This is a genomic window from Streptomyces sp. NPDC001156, from assembly GCF_053598275.1.
The window spans coordinates 65545-82484 of record NZ_JBSFJX010000027.1 but is presented as its reverse complement, the minus strand read 5'-3'; the positions used below and the strand labels follow the sequence as shown (position 1 = coordinate 82484).

Annotated in this window: 15 protein-coding genes and 2 pseudogenes; 7 read left to right on the top strand and 10 right to left on the bottom strand. The window is 70.6% G+C overall.

Annotated elements, in window-relative coordinates:
* Positions 1 to 138: 138 nt before the first annotated feature.
* Positions 139 to 1557, top strand: a pseudogene (locus ACWDA7_RS16510) (alpha-amylase family glycosyl hydrolase); the annotation flags it as partial.
* 201 nt (positions 1558 to 1758) lie between these two features.
* Here ACWDA7_RS16510 and ACWDA7_RS16505 read toward each other — a convergent pair.
* Complete coding sequence (locus tag ACWDA7_RS16505; RefSeq protein ID WP_450604913.1) at positions 1759 to 2694, bottom strand: hypothetical protein; 936 nt, start codon at positions 2692 to 2694, stop codon at positions 1759 to 1761.
* Positions 2695 to 3474: 780 nt separating this feature from the next.
* On the opposite strand from ACWDA7_RS16505, the gene ACWDA7_RS16500 reads away from it, so the two are divergent.
* From ACWDA7_RS16500 to ACWDA7_RS16490, 3 genes are all read left to right on the top strand, one after another.
* Positions 3475 to 3699 carry a hypothetical protein gene (locus tag ACWDA7_RS16500; protein ID WP_450604912.1) on the top strand — a complete coding sequence of 75 codons (225 nt, stop codon included), beginning with the start codon at positions 3475 to 3477 and terminating at the stop codon, positions 3697 to 3699.
* Between the two features lie 72 nt (positions 3700 to 3771).
* Positions 3772 to 4149, top strand: a complete 378-nt coding sequence (locus ACWDA7_RS16495) for a transposase (protein WP_450604911.1) — start codon at positions 3772 to 3774, stop codon at positions 4147 to 4149.
* A gap of 362 nt (positions 4150 to 4511) precedes the next feature.
* A complete protein-coding gene (locus tag ACWDA7_RS16490; RefSeq protein WP_450604909.1) occupies positions 4512 to 5600 on the top strand; it encodes a glycoside hydrolase family 19 protein in 1089 nt (362 codons plus the stop codon).
* Between the two features lie 87 nt (positions 5601 to 5687).
* On the opposite strand, the gene ACWDA7_RS16485 is transcribed toward ACWDA7_RS16490, so the two are convergent.
* Complete coding sequence (locus ACWDA7_RS16485) at positions 5688 to 6926, bottom strand: cytochrome P450 family protein (protein WP_450604907.1); 1239 nt, start codon at positions 6924 to 6926, stop codon at positions 5688 to 5690.
* Between the two features lie 337 nt (positions 6927 to 7263).
* Here ACWDA7_RS16485 and rho point away from each other — a divergent pair, with 337 nt between their 5' ends.
* On the top strand, positions 7264 to 8493 hold the full coding sequence (rho, locus tag ACWDA7_RS16480) for a transcription termination factor Rho (RefSeq protein ID WP_450604905.1): 1230 nt from the start codon (positions 7264 to 7266) through the stop codon (positions 8491 to 8493).
* Positions 8494 to 8602: 109 nt separating this feature from the next.
* Positions 8603 to 9430: pseudogene (locus tag ACWDA7_RS16475) on the top strand (D-alanyl-D-alanine carboxypeptidase family protein); the annotation flags it as partial.
* An 83-nt stretch (positions 9431 to 9513) separates the two neighbouring features.
* Here the strand turns inward: ACWDA7_RS16475 and ACWDA7_RS16470 are convergent.
* The 8 genes from ACWDA7_RS16470 to ACWDA7_RS16435 form a co-directional block, all read right to left on the bottom strand.
* Positions 9514 to 10878 (bottom strand): glycosyltransferase 87 family protein, encoded by a 1365-nt coding sequence (locus ACWDA7_RS16470; protein ID WP_450604904.1) that lies wholly within the window; start codon positions 10876 to 10878, stop codon positions 9514 to 9516.
* Entirely contained in the window at positions 10875 to 12263 is a 1389-nt protein-coding gene (gene mptB, locus ACWDA7_RS16465; protein ID WP_450604903.1) for a polyprenol phosphomannose-dependent alpha 1,6 mannosyltransferase MptB, read from the bottom strand. The genes ACWDA7_RS16470 and mptB overlap by 4 nt, the downstream gene beginning before the upstream one ends.
* A 148-nt stretch (positions 12264 to 12411) precedes the next feature.
* Positions 12412 to 13335, bottom strand: coding sequence for a glutaminase (locus ACWDA7_RS16460; protein ID WP_450604901.1), 924 nt, complete (start codon positions 13333 to 13335; stop codon positions 12412 to 12414).
* 146 nt (positions 13336 to 13481) lie between these two features.
* On the bottom strand, positions 13482 to 14315 hold the full coding sequence (locus ACWDA7_RS16455) for an undecaprenyl-diphosphate phosphatase (RefSeq protein WP_450604899.1): 834 nt from the start codon (positions 14313 to 14315) through the stop codon (positions 13482 to 13484).
* An 87-nt stretch (positions 14316 to 14402) separates the two neighbouring features.
* Positions 14403 to 14777, bottom strand: a complete 375-nt coding sequence (gene crcB, locus ACWDA7_RS16450; RefSeq protein WP_359396429.1) for a fluoride efflux transporter CrcB — start codon at positions 14775 to 14777, stop codon at positions 14403 to 14405.
* A complete protein-coding gene (locus tag ACWDA7_RS16445; RefSeq protein ID WP_450604919.1) occupies positions 14774 to 15154 on the bottom strand; it encodes a DUF190 domain-containing protein in 381 nt (126 codons plus the stop codon). The genes crcB (ACWDA7_RS16450) and ACWDA7_RS16445 overlap by 4 nt, the downstream gene beginning before the upstream one ends.
* 35 nt (positions 15155 to 15189) lie before the next feature.
* Positions 15190 to 15666: a fluoride efflux transporter CrcB gene (gene crcB, locus ACWDA7_RS16440; protein WP_450604897.1), complete on the bottom strand. Its 477-nt coding sequence runs from the start codon at positions 15664 to 15666 to the stop codon at positions 15190 to 15192.
* 316 nt (positions 15667 to 15982) lie between these two features.
* Positions 15983 to 16270: an ArsR family transcriptional regulator gene (locus ACWDA7_RS16435; protein WP_450604895.1), complete on the bottom strand. Its 288-nt coding sequence runs from the start codon at positions 16268 to 16270 to the stop codon at positions 15983 to 15985.
* 275 nt (positions 16271 to 16545) lie between these two features.
* Between ACWDA7_RS16435 and ACWDA7_RS16430 the strand changes: the two genes are divergently transcribed.
* On the top strand, positions 16546 to 16896 hold the full coding sequence (locus ACWDA7_RS16430; RefSeq protein WP_450604894.1) for a VOC family protein: 351 nt from the start codon (positions 16546 to 16548) through the stop codon (positions 16894 to 16896).
* The last annotated feature ends 44 nt before the right edge of the window (positions 16897 to 16940 follow it).

Here is a 16940-nt window from a genome sequence, read left to right as displayed (position 1 = left end):
CGCGGAACCAGCGATAGGCGGTGTGCGGGTGCACACCGTTCGCCTTCGCCCACTCCTTGAGGTTCATTCCTCCAGAACCCTACACTCACTCAAAGACTTTAATAGGCACTAAAGTTAACTCGATCCGAAGCAGCTCAGCACCCCTGTTTCGTCTCCCCCTTCCGCGACGCTGGGTACGACGTCGCCGACTACCTGAGCATCGCGCCCCGCTACGGGTCCGCCGAAGACCTGGCGGAACTCGTCGACGAGGCGGGCCGCCGGGGCATCCGCATCCTGCTCGACCTCGTGGCCGGGCACACCTCCGACCGACATCCCTGGTTCAGGGCGTCGGCGGACGACCCCGACGACCACCGCTACATCTGGGCGCCCCAAAGCCGCCCGTAGGGCTTCGTCGCCTCTCCCGGCACCCGCCCGGGTTCGTATCTGCCGAACTTCTTCGACGTCCAGCCCGCCCTCAACTTCGGCTATGCGCGGGAGGATCCGGACGAGCCCTGGCGTCAGCCGGTGGACGCCGAGGGCCCGCGCGCCAACCGGGCCGCGCTGCGCGAGATCATGGGCCACTGGCTCCGGCTCGGGCTTTCCGGCTTCCGCGTCGACATGGCGGCCTCGCTCGTCAAGGACGACCCGGACCGGACGGAGACGGCCGCGGTCTGGACCGAGTTGCGGCACTGGCTGGACGGGGCCCATCCGCAGGCAGTGCTGCTGTCGGAGTGGGGCGACCCCGAGGTCTCCGTCCCGGCCGGCTTCCACACGGACTTCTTCCTGCACTTCGGCGGCTCCACGGACGGTCTGGCCCTGCGTTCGCTGTGGAGCAACGGCGAGGGCACGGTCGATGCGCGCTGGGACCCGCTCGACTGCTTCTTCGACCCGAGCGGCCAGGGCTCCGCGCGCCCCTTCGTGGAGGCCTACGACAAGGCGGCCGCGGCGCTGGGAACCTCCGGATTGATCTCCCTGCCGACGTCGAACCACGACTTCTCCCGCCTCAACTGCGGGCCCCGCACGGCAGAGCAGCTGCCCGCCGCCTTCGCGTTCCAGCTGACATGGCCGACGCTGCCCGCGATCTACTACGGCGACGAGATCGGCATGCGCTACGTCCCAGGCCTGCCGGACAAGGAGGGCAGCGTGCTCGGGCCGCGGTACAACCGGGCGGGCTCGCGCACCCCCATGCAGTGGGACGAGGGCCCGAACGCCGGGTTCTCCACGGCTGCCGAGGACCGTCTGTACCTTCCCCTGGACCCCTCTCCCGACCGTCCCACCGTCTCCGACCAGCGCGCCGACGAGGCCTCCCTGCTGCACCTCGTACGCCGGCTGATCGCCTTGCGCAGATCCGCTCCGGAACTCGGCCCGCGCGCCTCGCTGGTGGTGCTGCACACCGGGTACCCGTTCGTGTACGTCCGGGGCGGCCGCTATCTGGTGGTCGTCAACCCGCGGCGCGACGAGGCCCGCCATCCCCACGCCGCCGCTGGCCGCCCGTTGGAGTCCGCGGGAGTGGAGCTCACCGACGGCGTGATCACGGCCCGCGGATTCGGCTACGGCATCTTCGAACTCGACGGCTAAGAGTCATCACGTGATGCTGGTGTGATGGCCGCCCGGTTCCCGTGCGGGGACACGCGCTTGGGTGGTGCGTGTGCCGCGTGGGCGGTCGCTCCGACGTGGGCCTTGTGCCGCTCGGTTGCGGGTCGGGTCTCATTCGGGGTGGAACGGTACCGGTCGGTGGTGTTTCGCCGAGCAGAGGCCCTGGGACCGGAGATCTCCGGCTTATGGGCTGCCGCGTGGGTGCGGCCCCGTGTGGGGAGGGCACCGCGCTGCGGCTTCAGCGAGGCGGGCCCGGTTGAAGCGGTAGCCGGCCGACAGGACGTCTCGCCGATATGCCTGCTGGGGCACTCCGGCCTTGTTTGCTGCCCGGGCACCCCCAGGCACTTCGACTGCCCGCACAGGCAGGCCGGCGGCCTGCCTACGCTCGGCCCGGGCCAGTTGCCGCTTCGACGGCCCGTACTGGACCGGGTTCGATGCCCTGCGGGAGCGGTCGAGGGCCCTCTTGCGGCCGCGTTCCTTGCGGCGGGCCTTGGCCAGGGCGGCACGCTCGTCGTCGGTCAGCTCAACCCGGGATGCCTCGAGGGACCCGGCAGCCGGATCGAACGTGGCCGGGAAAGATACAACGGAGAGGTTGGACACGTTGCCGTCGACACCACCGACCCGCTCGAGCCCGGCGGCCGCCTTGCGGCGGGCGCGGGTGGCGGGGGATGCGTAGCCTGCGGTGAGGACCATGAGGTGGGCTTCGTACGCCCAGCCACCAGGTGCGCTGGCGTCGCGACGACGTACGAGGTCGATCTTGTGCCAGGTCTCGGGGTTGCCCAGGAAGTGCAGCAGCCGCGGCCACCGCCCACACCCCGACGGCAGCCGCACGGGCAGGACCAGGTCTCCGCGCGTGTTGGCGGCGCCGCCGGTGACAACGACAGCCAGGGGGCCGGTGTGGTCCCACCACGTCGCGGCCCGGGTCTTAGGCGCGCCCTTCGCCGTCCGTTCTCCTGTCTCAATACGCCCCGATGGGCGTGCCGGCACTGCCATTCGACGCGGCTGCTCGAGAACCCGCGTACCCGGAGGCAGTGCCCCGGCCTGCTCGGGAGTGGCCACCGCGTCGTCGAGGCTGCGGTGCCGGTAGGCGTCCAGATGCCCTGTGAGCGTGCCGTGCAACCGGAACGTCTCCCACTTCCGGGCGACGGTGTGGGAGCGGGCGCGGCCGGGAATGCGAGTGTAGTTCCACCACCGGCCGACGTCGGCCGCCCGAAACGGCAGCCGGACGCGTCTGGGAACAGGTGCCGGCTCACCGACGTCTCGAAGACCTCGTCGGCTTGATGCATCACCAACGCTTTGGTCACGTGGTGCGCGAGGTGCCCGGAAGCTTCCATGTGCCGATACGCGCGACGCTCCATCCGCTCCCGGGACAGGCCCAACTCGAGGCGCCACGCTTTCGCGTCCGCCTCACGGCGCACGTCACCAGCCCAGAATGCATCCACCGCGGCCCGGGCATCACGCTGCAACGCCCGCTTGAGCGACCACATCGCCGAGTACAGCTGCTCAACCCGGCGTCGTGTGGCGGCATCGTGGACGTCCAACGGCAGGCGGATCACCGCAAGCTCGGCGGCGTCTTTCCCGCGCGTCCAGCGTTTGCCCTTGTTCTTCCCTCGAAACCCGCGCACTCGAGCGTCGTCGGAGGTGGGCACGGTTTCCAGCAGCTCGGCACTCACCGACACCCACCTCCTCCTTCCCTCGCGGCAACGGCGACGCGTCCGCACCACGAGTAATCCCGCAAACAATGCCAAAGCTACGTGCCGCCACTGACAATGCCCGGCCACCACCGGCACTGCGGCTCCACGATCGGCGCCATGCGCCTGAGTCTGGCCCGTTGCACGTCCGCCGACCTTCGTTATTGGACGGGGCGACCGGCCCGCAACTGCAGTACGTCGTCGAGCAATGTGCAACGTCAAGCCGGACGCAGGCCGCGGTCTGCACTGGGCGCAGCTGTTCGCCGTCCGGGCCCTTGTCGTCGTCCCGGCCTACCGCACCAACCTCACCATGCAGCAACTCGGTTCCCTCTTCGGTATCTCCCACGCGGCCGCACACCACGTCACCACACCGCTCGCCACACCAGTCGCTGAGCTTCTCGGGCCACCGCCCACCGACCGGCGTGAACTGTAGGTCGTCGACGGAACGTTGATCCCCGTCCACGATTAGCAGCGCACCGCACAGAGCAAGATCTACCGGCGCAGCGTGAACGTGCAGATCGTCTGCCGGGCCCGCAACCGCCGCGTGGTGGCAGTGGGAAACGCCTGGCCCGGCAACCGGAACGACATCGTCGTCTTCCGCGAAACACTCGGTAAAGTCCTGCCCGAGCATCCTCGCCTGTCAGGCGACGGCGGCTACCGCGGCAGCGACCGCATCCGCACGCCGCACCGCGGGCCCGACGGACGCATCATCAAAGGCCGCGACTACCAACGCTTCCGCAAAGACCGTGCCGTCGCAGAACACACCATCGCACGCGTCAAAGACGACCAGATCCTCCGCCAATGCCGACGACGCGGCAATGCGATCGACCACGCCGTCGCTGGCGTCGCAACACTTCACAACCTCAAGCTCGACATCCAATAGCCAGAACACACGCCGAGGTGGGACCCGGGACGGGTCCCGGGCATCCCCCGTGATTTCACCCGCGCCGTAAAGGCGACCGGCTCCCCCGGTACACGCCCCACCTCGGCGTACCTCACCACGGGTCCGGTTTCGACTCCTGAGCAGTGGGCCGGGGTGACAACGTTGTGGCGCTTCACCTCTTGACGCGATTGGTTCAGACCTTTAGGTTCCCCGCCGTCAAGTCCCTTGCGTGCGACCGGAGTTCCACCGAGCGAAGCAGCTCCCGGGCCGGTCGCCGTGTCGCCACGCAGACCGTCCTGAACCGAAGAGGAGTGAACTCCGTGAGGTCCACCCCCCACTTCAGACGTTTCCCACTCAGGCTCATGATCGCCGCCGTCCTCGCCGCCGTGCTGGCCGCACTCTTCACCACCGCGCCCGCCCGCGCCGCCGACGGCCGGATCACCGGACTCGCCGGCAAGTGCGTCGACGTCGCCGGAGCCAACAGCGCGAACGGAACAGCCGTACAGCTCTACGACTGCAACGGCACCGCCGCCCAGCTCTGGTCCAACCCGGGCGACGGCACCCTGCGGGCGCTCGGCAAGTGCCTGGACGTCGTTGACCGCAGCACGGCCGACGGCGCCGCGGTGCAGCTCTGGGACTGTACGGGCGGCGCCAACCAGCAGTGGGTGGTCACCGGCGCCCACGACATAGTCAACCCGGCCGCGAACAAGTGCCTGGACGTCCGTGACAACAGCTCCGCCAACGCCACCCGGCTGCAGATCTGGACCTGCACGGGTGCGGCCAACCAGAAGTGGAACGCTCCCGCGAGCGGCGGCGGCAATTCCAACCCGTCCGGATTCGTGGTCAGCGAAGCCCAGTTCAACCAGATGTTCCCGAACCGGAACTCCTTCTACACCTACAGCGGTCTCGTCCAGGCCCTGAGCTCCTACCCCGGGTTCGCCAACACGGGTAGCGACACCGTGAAGAAGCAGGAGGCCGCGGCATTCCTGGCCAACGTCAGCCACGAGACCGGCGGCCTGGTGTACGTGGTCGAGCAGAACACCGCCAACTACCCGACCTACTGCGACTGGGGCCGGCCCTACGGCTGCCCGGCCGGGCAGGCGGCGTACTACGGCCGCGGCCCCATCCAGCTCAGCTGGAACTTCAACTACAAGGCCGCCGGAGACGCGCTCGGCATCGACCTCCTCGACAACCCGTGGCTGGTGCAGAACGACGCCGCCGTGGCCTGGCGCACGGGCCTTTGGTACTGGAACACGCAGTCCGGTCCCGGCACCATGACCCCGCACAACGCGATGGTGAACCAGGCCGGCTTCGGCCAGACCATCCGCAGCATCAACGGCTCCCTGGAGTGCGACGGAAGGAACCCCGCCCAGGTGCAGAGCCGCGTGGACGCCTACCAGCGGTTCACCGCGCTCCTCGGCGTCAGCCCCGGCTCCAACCTCTACTGCTGAGCGCACCGGGCACGCCGGGGTCCGGGACTCCGGCCCCGGCGTGCCCCGCGATGACCGCGGGCTCGTACGACCGCTGTGAGCGCGGGTTCACAGGCGTACGGGAAGCGTCCGCACGCTGTTGCCCACGAAGCTCGCATGAGGGGTCAGCTCGGCCTCCGGAAGGGCGAGTTCGAGCTCCGGGAAACGGGTGAACAGGCGCTCCAGCGCGATGCCGGCCTCCATACGGGCCAGCGGAGCGCCCAGGCAGTAGTGGGCACCGTGCCCGAGCGACAGACTGCGTACCGCGCCACTGCGCCCCGGCCTGGTGACATCGAACCGGTCGGCGTCCGCTCCGTGCACGGCCGGATCGCGCCCGGCGGCGGAGTATCCGGCGAGCACGGGCGTGCCCTTGGGTATGACGGTCCCGTCCACGGTCAGGTCCCGCACGGGGTAGCGGAAGGGGAAGTAGCTCACGGGCGCGTCCCAGCGCAGGGTCTCCTCCACGACATCGCCCCACCCCACCTGGCCCTTCTGCACGAGTTCGAGCTGCTCGCGATGGCCGCAGAGCGCCCGGACGGCGTTGGTGATCAGGTTGAGGGTGGTCTCGTGCCCGGCGATGATCATCAGCACCAGCGTGCCGATCAGCTCCGGCCCGCTGAGCCGGTCGCCGTCCTCGTCGTGGGCGGCGATGAGCGCGCTGGTGAGGTCGTCCTCGGGGCGCTCCGCCTTGGCGGCGGCGATCTCGCCGAGGACGGCGACGAGGTCCCGGTTGGCGGCGATGGCCTGCTGCGGGCCGATGTCCGTGGCCACGACCCGGCTGGACAACTGGTGCAGCCGGTCCCGGTAGCGGTCGTCCACGCCGAGCAGCTCACTGATGACCGCCATCGGCAGGGGCAGCGCGAAGTGCCGCCTGAGATCGGCCACCCCGTCGGCGGATGCGGCGGCGCGGGCCAGATCCTCGAGCAGGGAGGCGGTCAACTGCTCGACACGCGGGCGCAGTTCCTCGACGCGCCGCGCCGTGAACGCCCGGCTGACGAGCGACCGCAGACGCCGGTGGTCCTCGCCGTCGGCCGTGGTCATCCCGTGCACGGTCGCGAAGGTCATCAGGGGCCAGCCCTCGGCGATCCGCCCCTCGCGCAGCGCGGTGAAGTGGCGCGCGTTCTTGGCGACATCGGGGTGCGAAAGGAACTCCCTGAGGGCGTCGTGCCCGAGTACGGCCATTCCCTCGATCTCCCCGGGCAGCACGACCGGCGCGACGGCACCCCCAGCGAGCAGCCTGGCGTTGTCGGGGTGCGGGCATCCGCCGGAGGGGTCCATACGGTGTGGTGCGGCGGAGGAGGTGTCCACCGGAACTCCTTGCCGTGGGGGTCGCTCTGACGCCGTACGGCGATCGATTCTGCCCGCTTGCCGCACGATGCGCAGCACCTCGGCGAAGCCGGCACCCCGCGCCGAAGGCCGGAATAGGCCAGGTCCGCGATACGTTGAACGGGACGCCGGATCCATCCCGGCCCCGCACCCGCTCGTCGAGTGCTACAGTGCGATCAGCACCTGTGTACGCCCCTTCTGGGCGTCGGTGCTCGTTCCTCCCAGAGCGTCGACCTGTCCGTCTTCTTGTGACCGACGCAGACGCATCGGCTTTCCCGCATCACCTCGCGAGCAGTGCGTTTCCGCCGTACCCGAGGTGATGTTCTCCGCCGCAGCGAGGCGCGTTCCCACCCGCCTGCCCGGCCCCTCTCCCTCCCGTACCGAGTCTCCGTCCGTGAAAGGACCCCGAATGACCACCACACTCGAACGCTCTGCCGCACGGCAGGAAGCCCCGCCCCAGACCGCCACCGGCGTGCTCGACGTGGACCAGAACGGCAAGGGGCATCTGCGCTCCGCCGGCTGTGCCGCCTCGCCCGCCGACCCCCAGGTCTCCCCTGCCCTCATCCGCCGCCACGGGCTGCGCAAGGGCGACACGCTCGTCGGCACCCGTGCCGGGCGCTCCCTCACCGAGGTCGAGCAGATCAACGGCCGCGCCCCGGACGAGCTGCGCGGCCGACCTGACTTCCGCAACCTCACCCCGCTGCACCCGCGCGAGCGGCTTCGCCTGGAACACTCGGCGGCCGGCCTGTCCGGGCGCGTCATCGACCTCCTCTCGCCCATCGGCAAGGGACAGCGCGGGCTGATCGTCGCGCCACCCAAGACCGGCAAGACCGTGCTGCTCCAGCAGATCGCCGCGGCGGTCGCCGGCAACCACCCCGAGTGCCACCTGATGGTGGTGCTGCTCGACGAACGGCCCGAAGAGGTGACCGACATGCGGCGCTCGGTGCGCGGCGAGGTGTACGCCTCGACGTTCGACCGGAGCCCGAAGCAGCACATCGCGCTCGCCGAACTGGTCGTCGAGCGCGCCAAGCGCCTCGTCGAGCAGGGGCAGGACGTCGTCGTCCTGCTCGACTCGCTGACCCGGCTGTGCCGGGCGCACAACAACGCGGCCGCCGCGGGCGGGCGCACCCTCAGCGGCGGGGTGGACGCCGCCGCCCTGCAAGGCCCCAAGCGGCTCTTCGGCGCAGCACGTCTGGCCGAGGAGGGCGGCTCCCTCACCATCCTGGCCACCGCGCTGGTGGAGACCGGTTCCCGAGCCGACGACTTCTTCTTCGAGGAGCTCAAGAGCACCGGCAACATGGAACTGCGGCTCGACCGCACCCTCGCCTCCCACCGCCTCTACCCGGCCGTGGACATCGCCCCGTCCGGCACGCGTCGCGAGGAACTCCTGCTGTCCGCGAGGGAGCTGACGGCCGTGCGGGGACTGCGGCGTGCCCTGCAGTCGGGTGACGGCCAGGCCAACCTGCAGACCCTGCTGGAACGGCTGCGGGCCACCCCCGACAACACGGCCTTCCTGCGCCAGATCCAGCCCACGCTGCCTGCCGGGTGACCCACAGGGCCCGTCGAGGCCCCGGTTTCCGGCATCCGGGTGCACCATCCCCCCACTCGGCCCACGTCATCCGGGCATACACACCCGTACCGTTCCTAACGTTTCCGGTATGAGCATCGGATTCTCATCCCGCGTCGTCGTCTCCTGCTGCGCGCTCGGCGTGCTTGCCGCACCGGTCCTCGTACCGCACCCCGCCGTCGCCGACACGGGCGCCGATTCCGGTACCGACGGGCCTACGACCGCACGGACCTCAGCCCTGTACCAGTCCGGGACACAGGTGCGGCCACGGCCGGGAGCCACCCCGTTGCCCGAGGTCTCGGCCCTGTCCTGGGTGGTGGCCGACGCCGGCACCGGCGCCGTGCTCGCCGCACACGACGCGCACCGCCCGCTGCCTCCCGCGAGCACCCTGAAGACCCTGTTCGCCCTCACCGTCCTGCCGACGCTGCCGGGCGCGACCCAGCACACCGTCAGCCGGCTCGACCTGGCGGGCGTCGAACCCGGCAGCAGCCTGGTCGGTATCCGCGAGGGGCACACCTACCGGGTCAGCGACCTGTGGCAGGGGGTCTTCCTGAACTCCGGCAACGACGCCGTGCACGTGCTCTCCGCACTCAACGGCGGAGTGCCGATGACCGTCCGCCAGATGCAGGCCAAGGCCCGCTCACTGGGCGCTCTCGACACCCATGTGGTCACCCCCGACGGATACGACGCCGACGGACAGGTGTCGTCCGCGTACGACCTCGCGGTGTTCGGGAGGGCCGGACTGCAGAACGCGGACTTCACACGCTACTGCGGCACCGTCGAGTCCACATTCCCCGGCGACGGCGGATCCTCGTACGAGATCGCGAACACGAATCGGCTGCTGACCGGTCGCGACGGCGTGGCGGCCTACCCCGGGCTGATCGGCATCAAGAACGGCTACACCAGCCATGCGGGCAACACTCTCGTGGCCGCCGCCCGCCACAGCGGGCGCACCCTTGTGGTGACGGTGATGAACCCTCAAGGAGGCCGCCCGCACGCCGTCTACGAGGAGGCGCGCTCGCTGCTCGACTGGGGGTTCGCCGCCGAAGGACGTGTCACGCCGGTCGGCTCGCTCCTTCCCGCCCGCCCGGCAGGGTCGCGGTCCCGTCCCTCTCCCGCGCCCGCGCCCGCGGCCTCTCCGGCGGAGGACACCGACTGGCCGGAGAGAGGGGCGCTCGCGGGTGCCGTCGGGGTGGGCGTGGGGGCGGTGGTCGCGCTGGCGATGCGGCTGAAGAACGGGCGACCGGCCCGAGGCTGACCGACCGGCAGCCACAACAGAAGACCGAGAGTGATCCATACGTAGATGTTGCTGCCGATGAAGCCGTCGATCCCCGATGCGTCGTCGAACCACAGCCACACCACACTGCTGCACAGCACCGCGTAGAGGGCGCCCGCGATCCGCAGCCGGCCCGCCTGGACCAGCACGGCGAACGACGGCAGTAGCCAGACGAGGTGGTGCACCCAGGTGATCGGGCTGATCAGGCAGGCGGTGAGCCCCGTCAGCGCGAAGGCGGCCCGCCACTCACCGGCCCTGAGCGCACGGTGGGTACGCCACGCCCACAGCGCGAGAACCAGGACGGCGGTCACCGCCCAGGCCGCATGGCTCGGTTCGCCCGGTGCCGCGAGCCGGGCGAGGACGCCCTGCAACGACTGGTTGGAGACGTAGTCGAGGCGCCCGACGCGGGTGGTGTCCCACACGGCGTGCCCCCAGTAGAAGCGGGAGGCACTCGGAGCCGCCAGGAAGGCGAACAGCGTGCCGGCCGCCGCGACGGCGGTCGCGACGGCGGCGGCCCGCCATCTGCGGGCGAGCAGAAGCAGGCCGATGAAGACCGCGGGCGTCAGCTTGATGGCCGCCGCGAGTCCGATGCCGATCCCGGCCCAGCGCTCACGGCCGGTGGACAGCAACCAGGCGTCGACCAGCACGAGAGCCAGCAGCAGAAGGTTGACCTGCCCGAAGCTGAAGGTGTCCCGCACCGGTTCCAGCACCGCCAGCGTGCACGCGGCCAGGGCCCAGCCGAACCATCCGTACCGGCGCAACTCCGCACCCACGAGGATCCACAGCACGACGGAGACGGCCGCGAGGTTCAGCAGCAGCGCGCAGACGATGGCCGTGTTCAGACCGACGAACGCCATCGGCAGCATGCACAGGGCGGCGAACGGCGGATAGGTGAAGCCGTATGTCGTCCCCGGCACCCGGTAGTCGTAGATGTGACCGCCATGGTGCACCCAGGCGTCCACGGTCCCGTAGTAGACGCGCAGGTCGAACCAGCCGCGCAGTAGCGGAACCGTGGCCGTGAAGACGGCCACGGCGGCGGCGAGGCACAGGACGAGGACGAGCCGTCCCCTCTCGGTGCGGGGAGGTCTCACGCGGTTCCTCCCAGCACGGGGGCTTGCGACGCCTGGTGCGCCTGCCACAGGACCACCAGGGCGAGGACGCCGCCGGAGACGGCCAGCACCACCTGGGCGGTGTCCGGCGGCCCACCGCTCGGCAGCACGCCCAGCGCGAGCACCGCGGTGGCGGCGGCCACCCGGTGGCGCACGGAAGCGCTCGGGGCCGCCGCGGCGATGAGGAACAACCCCCACAGGGCGTACCAGGGCCGGATCGCCGGGCCGAGAACTGCGACGACGGCAAGGCTCAGACCGAGCGCGTAAATCGGGCCAGGCCGCAACTTCAGCCATATGAACAGCACCGCGAGCGTGGTCGCGAGAAGTCCGGCGGCGTGCCAGACCGGGATGGCGAGAGGCGCGAAGTCGCTTCCCAGACCGTCGAGCAGACGGCCGGTGACCCGGCCGAGCACGCTGGTGGGTGACCAGTTGTGCGGTGAGACAGGGGTTTTCAGGGCGGCTATCCAGCCGTATCCCGTGCCGGCGACCGCCGTGGCCACCACGGTGGTGGCCACCGCCGTCACCGTGGTCGTGGCCACCGCCCGCGCCAGACCCACGTGGCGCCGTAGCGCGATGACTGCCAGCAGGCCCAAGGCGGCTGGGGCCTTGACCAGAGCGGCGAGCGTGACCAGGACGACGCCGACGACGTGCAGGCGGCCGCGGGCGGCGAGCAGGCCGACGCCGAGCAGCCCCAGCATGATGGCGTCGTTGTGGGCGCCCGCGACCAGGTGCAGCAGGACCAGCGGGTTCAGCGCGCCGAGCCAGAGCGCGGCGGCCGGGTCGGCGCCGCACTGCCGGGCGAGCCGCGGCAGCGCCGCCGCCATCAGGGCCACGCCGACAAGGGCGACCAGCCTCATGCCGAGCAATCCGGCCGGGAGTTCACCACGGGTCAGGCCGGAGAGCGCGCGGGCGACGACGAGGAAGACCGGCCCGTAGGGTGCCGCCGTGTTCCGCCACACGGGCGCGACCTCGTCGGCCAGCGGACCGCCAAGTTGCGCGGGCCCGTGTGTGTACACGTCGATATGGGAGTCGACCATGGCGCCTTGCGCGAGGTAGCTGTACACGTCCCGGCTGAACAGCGGCGGCGCGAGCAACAGCGGTGCCGCCCACACGGCGAGGACGAGCAGCAGGGCGCGTGCGGTGGGCGGTTCCGGGCCGCGAATCACCCTGCCGAGCAGTGCCCAGGCGGCGATGAGCAGGACGACACCGAAGTACACCCCCACGAGCCCGAGGGCGGCGCGCCCGGACTCGGGGGAGACCAGATCCGCGACCGGCAGGGCCCCGGCGGTCTCACCGCCCAACGCGAGAATGGCCGTACCGGCCAGTCCGAGCGCCTGGCAGCGGCGGAGATCGACGGGGAAAGCCATGGCCAACACTCGGTTAGCGTGTCAACGCCGGGTGGCGAGAAAGCGACGCGCGTCCCTCGGCCGGGCGGCCTACATGTGGCCGCAATGTGATCGGCCGTCGTCGGCGACACGAAGGTCCCGGTCGGCGCCCCGCGCACGGGCGGCACGGTCAGAACACAGAAAGCCCCGTGAGAGTGGTGAAACGGTCCAGGGCCGCGACGCCCGCAACCGAATTGCCGCGCTCGTCCAGACCGGGACTCCACACGCACAGCGTGCAGCGGCCGGGGACGACCGCGATGATGCCGCCGCCCACGCCGCTCTTGCCGGGGAGCCCGACCCGGTACGCGAAGTCGCCCGCCGCGTCGTACGTGCCGCAGGTCAGCATCACCGCGTTGACCTGCTTGGCCTGACTGCGGGTCAGCAGCCGCGAGCCGTCGGCCCCGATGCCGTGCCGGGCCAGGAAGCGGGTCGCGAGCGCGAGGTCGGCGCAGGACGCGTCGATGGAGCACTGACGGAAGTACTGGTCGAGGAGGACCGGCACCGGGTTGCCGATGTTGCCGTAGGACGCCATGAAATGGGCGAGGGCGGCGTTGCGGTCACCGTGCGCGGCCTCGGAGGCCGCGACCTCCTGGTCGAAGGAGAGTTCCGGGTTGCCGCTCTCGGTCCGCAGGAAGTCGAGCAGCGCACCGGCGGCGTTCCCGGTGCGGCTGTGCAGCCGGTCGGTGACGACGAGGGCGCCCGCGTTGATGAACGGGTTGCGCGGAATCCCGTTCTCGTACTCCAGCTGGACCAGTGAGTTGAAGGGGTTGCCCGAGGGCTCCCGGCCCACGTGCTCCCACAGTGCGTCGCCTTCGCGGGCGAGGTCGAGAGCGAGGGTGTAGACCTTGGTGACGGACTGCGTGGAGAACGGCTGCCGCCACTCCCCCACGCCGTACACCGCGCCGTCCGGCTCGGCCACCGCCATACCGAAGCGTCGCGGGTCCAGGGCGGCGAGTGCGGGGATGTAGTCGGCGGGCCGCCCGCGCCCGGGCAACTGCTCGATCTCTTCGGCGATGCGGTCCAGTACGGCCTGGAAGGGCGGCGAGGTGGCCATGGTCACCATCGTGCCGCCCGGCGGCGCGGACCGCTCCAGGGGGCACCGAGACGTTCAGGGGGCGGGAGGCCGCGGCACCGGCTTCCCGCCCCCTGGCGGACAGCGGCGGCCGGCCGGTCAGCCGGCCGCCGGCAGCAGGTCCTTGATCAGCTGAGCGCGCCGGTCCCGAGCAGACCCAGCAGCAGCACGCCGATGACGAGCCGGTAGATCACGAAGGCGTTGAAGGAGTGCTTGGCCACGAACTTCAGGAGCCAGGCGATCGAGGCGTAGGCGACCACGAAGGAGACGATCGTCCCGACGGCCAGTGGCGCGGCGCCCACCCCCGTCCCCAGGGCGTCCTTCAGCTCGTAGAGACCGGCGCCGGTGAGGGCGGGAATGCCGAGGAAGAAGGAGAGACGGGTCGCCGCGACCCGGTCGAGGTCGAGGATGAGCGCGGTCGACATCGTCGCGCCGGAGCGGGAGAAGCCCGGGAAGAGCAGCGCGAGGATCTGGGAGCTGCCCACCAGCATCGCGTCCTTGAACGAGGTGTCGTCCTCGCCGCGCTTGTGCCGGCCCATCTGGTCCGCCGCCCACATCACGCCGCTGCCGACGATCAGCGAGGCCGCCACCACCCACAGCGAGGCGAGCGGTCCGTCGATCAGCGGCTTCGCGGCCAGGCCCACCACCACGATCGGAATGGTCGCGGCGATCACCCACCAGGCGAACTTGTAGTCGTGGTGATACCGCTCCCGCGGGTTGAACAGGCCCCGGGACCACGCCGAGACGATCCGCACGATGTCCTTGAAGAAGTACAGGAGCACGGCCGCGATCGCCCCGACCTGGATGACGGCCGAGAACCCGACGACGGCCTTGTCGTCGACGGGGATCCCCATCAGCCCCTCGGTGATCTTGAGGTGGCCGGTCGACGAGACGGGGAGGAATTCGGTCACCCCCTCGACGACTCCGAGGACGACGGCCTGACCGACGTTGATGACACTCATGGGATCCAGTTCTGAGGAGTTGGTCGACAGTGCTGTAGACGGTAGTGCTGCAAGAAGGTTTTACTACGCCCGGGTCACGTCCGCCCCCTAGGGCCACAGAGCCTGGGTGAACGAAACCCCGACAAAGGCTGCACCCAGCCCCGCCGCCACGTTCGCCACGACGTTGGCGGCAGCGTAGAACCCCGCCCCGGTCCCGGTCAGCCGCAGCGTCTCGTACGAGAACGTCGAGTACGTCGTCAGCGCCCCGCACAGGCCCGTACCGATCAGAAGTTGCAGGTGCGGGGAAGCATGACCGGCCGAGGCCGCCCCGGTCAGCAGGCCGAGGACCAGAGAACCCGTGACATTGACCAGCAGGGTGCCCCAGGGGAAGACCGTGTCGTGCTTGAACTGCACCGCACGGTCCACGACATAGCGCAGCGGCGCCCCGACCATGGCGCCGACGATCACCAGCAGCCAATTCACAACGCGTTCTCACCTTTCCCGTCCGCCGCGGGCGGCGCGTCGTGCCGCCCGACGTACGTGATGACCTCGCAGGGGTCCAGCGTCACGAGCCCCTCGGTGACGAGTTCGTCCAGCTGCGACAGGAAAGCGCGGATGCGCTCCTCGGTGTCCACGAGCACCACGGCCACCGGCAGATCCTCGCTCAGCGACAGCAGCCGCGAGGTGTGGATGAGGGAGGAGGCACCGAAGCCCTCGATGCCGCGGAAGACGCTCGCACCCGCGAGTCCGGCGGCATGCGCGCGGTGCACGATCTCGGCGTAGAGGGGCTTGTGGTGCCACCGGTCGTGCTCGCCGATGAAGACGGTCAGCCTGAGGGCCCTGCCGGTCAGTCGCGTCATGGCCGCCTCCGTGGGGCGCCGGTCGGTGGTCTCGTTCATCGTTGCCGCCGTGCCAGGGCCCGGCGGGCGGTCGCCATCGCGAGCCACACCGCCGCGAGGGCCCCGAGCAGGGTCGCGAACAGATAGGCGAACGCGGTGCGAGGGTGCCCCGAGTCGACCAGCCGCTCGATGTCGACGGCGTAGGTCGAGAAGGTGGTGAAGCCGCCGAGCACACCCGTGCCGAAGAAGGGCCGCACCAGCCGGTGGGCCGCCCACACATCGGTGATGACGACCATGAACACGCCCATCACGGCGCAGCCGACGACGTTGACCCAGAAGGTGGCCCAGGGAAATCCCCCGGCCCCCGCGGGCCACAGCAGCGACGCGCCGTACCGGGCGGTAGCGCCGACGACGCCACCGAGGGAGACAACGGCGACGACGGGCCCCTGACCGTGCCAGGACGACGGCCGCCGGACGGGCTCGGGCGTGGCGGCACTGCCGCGGTCGGCACTCTTGGGGTGGGGGACTCTCATCGGTGCACTTCTCCTACTCGCCGCGACCCTGCTGGACGGGCACGCTCCATCGCAAGTAGGGACCGTTGGCGGCAGAACTGCCGCGGTTCGTGGACGGCGGGCCCCACCGCCGCGCCGCAAGACATGATCGCGGCCCGAGCAAGGGTAACCCCGACCAGGACCACTGCGCACCCAGGTCGCCCGCCGGGCTGCGGCCGCGGCACCGTTCCCACGGGCCGACTCGCAGGCACGGGTCACCATCCGGAAGCCGGGGCGACGGCTGACGCGGCGCGTTGCTGCACCACTCCCGGAGGCGGCCTGCCCGCGCCGCGGCCGTCTACCACCCCTTCTCGAACATGCGTGCAACCTCGGCGATACGGACCTCGTCGCGGCGGTAGTGGGTATGCCGCCGGATCCGCTTCGCGCGCAGCAGGCCGATTTCGGCGAGAAGACGCAGATCGGTATCGGCGACGGACCGGGGCACGGCGAGTTTCGCGGCGACGGCCGCCGCGGTCACGCCGTCCTCGACCAGGTCGCCGCGGCGGGGCGGCGGAAAGTGGGCCTCGGGGTCCTTCAGCCACTCCAGGATCCGCGTCCGCTGCTCGCTCACCGGTGTCCTCAGCATGCCGTCCCCTCCGACCGCCCTCCTGACCCACTGTCGCGTGCCCTGTGGTGCCGGGCCGAGGTGGTAACGGGCCGAAGTGCTCTGATCGAACAGGCCCGTCACAGGTCCGGCCCGGCCTCGCGTGCGGCCGGGCCTCACCTTCCGCAGGGATCGGCGGTGGCTGATCTCCGCCGCGCGCGACCGGTCAGTTTCAAAGAAGCCACAGGACGGCCCCCCGCCCTAGCGTGGAACCACCGACGAACCCCGTCGGCCCACGCAACCGCCGAGGAGCACTCATGACCGCCGAACTCAAGACGATCATCTACCCCGTCAAGGACCTCGCCCGGGCGAAGGCCCTCTTCGGTGCCCTGCTGGAGGTGGAGCCCTACGCCGACGAGCCGTACTACGTCGGGTACAAGGCGGCGGGGCAGGACGTCGGCCTCGACCCGAACGGCCACGCCAAAGGGATGACCGGACCGGTGCCCTACTGGCACGTGTCCGACCTCAAGGCCCGCCTCAAAGGGCTGCTGGACGCCGGGGCCGAGCTGCTCCAGGACGCCCAGGACGTCGGTGGCGGCAGGCTGATCGCCTTCGTCAAGGACGCGGACGGCAACCTGGTGGGGCTGCTCCAGGACCCGGCCGCCTAGTCGGGCCGCCGCGCCCCCTTCGGTGCGACGGGCTGCTTGCAGAA

Coding starts and splice junctions, on each gene's coding strand:
- ACWDA7_RS16500 (WP_450604912.1), top strand. CDS start 3,475: ATGTGCAACGTCAAGCCGGACGCAGGCCGCGGTCTGCACTGGGCGCAG.
- ACWDA7_RS16490 (WP_450604909.1), top strand. CDS start 4,512: ATGATCGCCGCCGTCCTCGCCGCCGTGCTGGCCGCACTCTTCACCACC.
- rho (WP_450604905.1), top strand. CDS start 7,264: ATGTTCTCCGCCGCAGCGAGGCGCGTTCCCACCCGCCTGCCCGGCCCC.
- mptB (WP_450604903.1), bottom strand. CDS start 12,263: ATGGCTTTCCCCGTCGATCTCCGCCGCTGCCAGGCGCTCGGACTGGCC.
- ACWDA7_RS16460 (WP_450604901.1), bottom strand. CDS start 13,335: ATGGCCACCTCGCCGCCCTTCCAGGCCGTACTGGACCGCATCGCCGAA.
- ACWDA7_RS16455 (WP_450604899.1), bottom strand. CDS start 14,315: ATGAGTGTCATCAACGTCGGTCAGGCCGTCGTCCTCGGAGTCGTCGAG.
- ACWDA7_RS16445 (WP_450604919.1), bottom strand. CDS start 15,154: ATGACGCGACTGACCGGCAGGGCCCTCAGGCTGACCGTCTTCATCGGC.
- crcB (WP_450604897.1), bottom strand. CDS start 15,666: ATGAGAGTCCCCCACCCCAAGAGTGCCGACCGCGGCAGTGCCGCCACG.
- ACWDA7_RS16435 (WP_450604895.1), bottom strand. CDS start 16,270: ATGCTGAGGACACCGGTGAGCGAGCAGCGGACGCGGATCCTGGAGTGG.
- ACWDA7_RS16430 (WP_450604894.1), top strand. CDS start 16,546: ATGACCGCCGAACTCAAGACGATCATCTACCCCGTCAAGGACCTCGCC.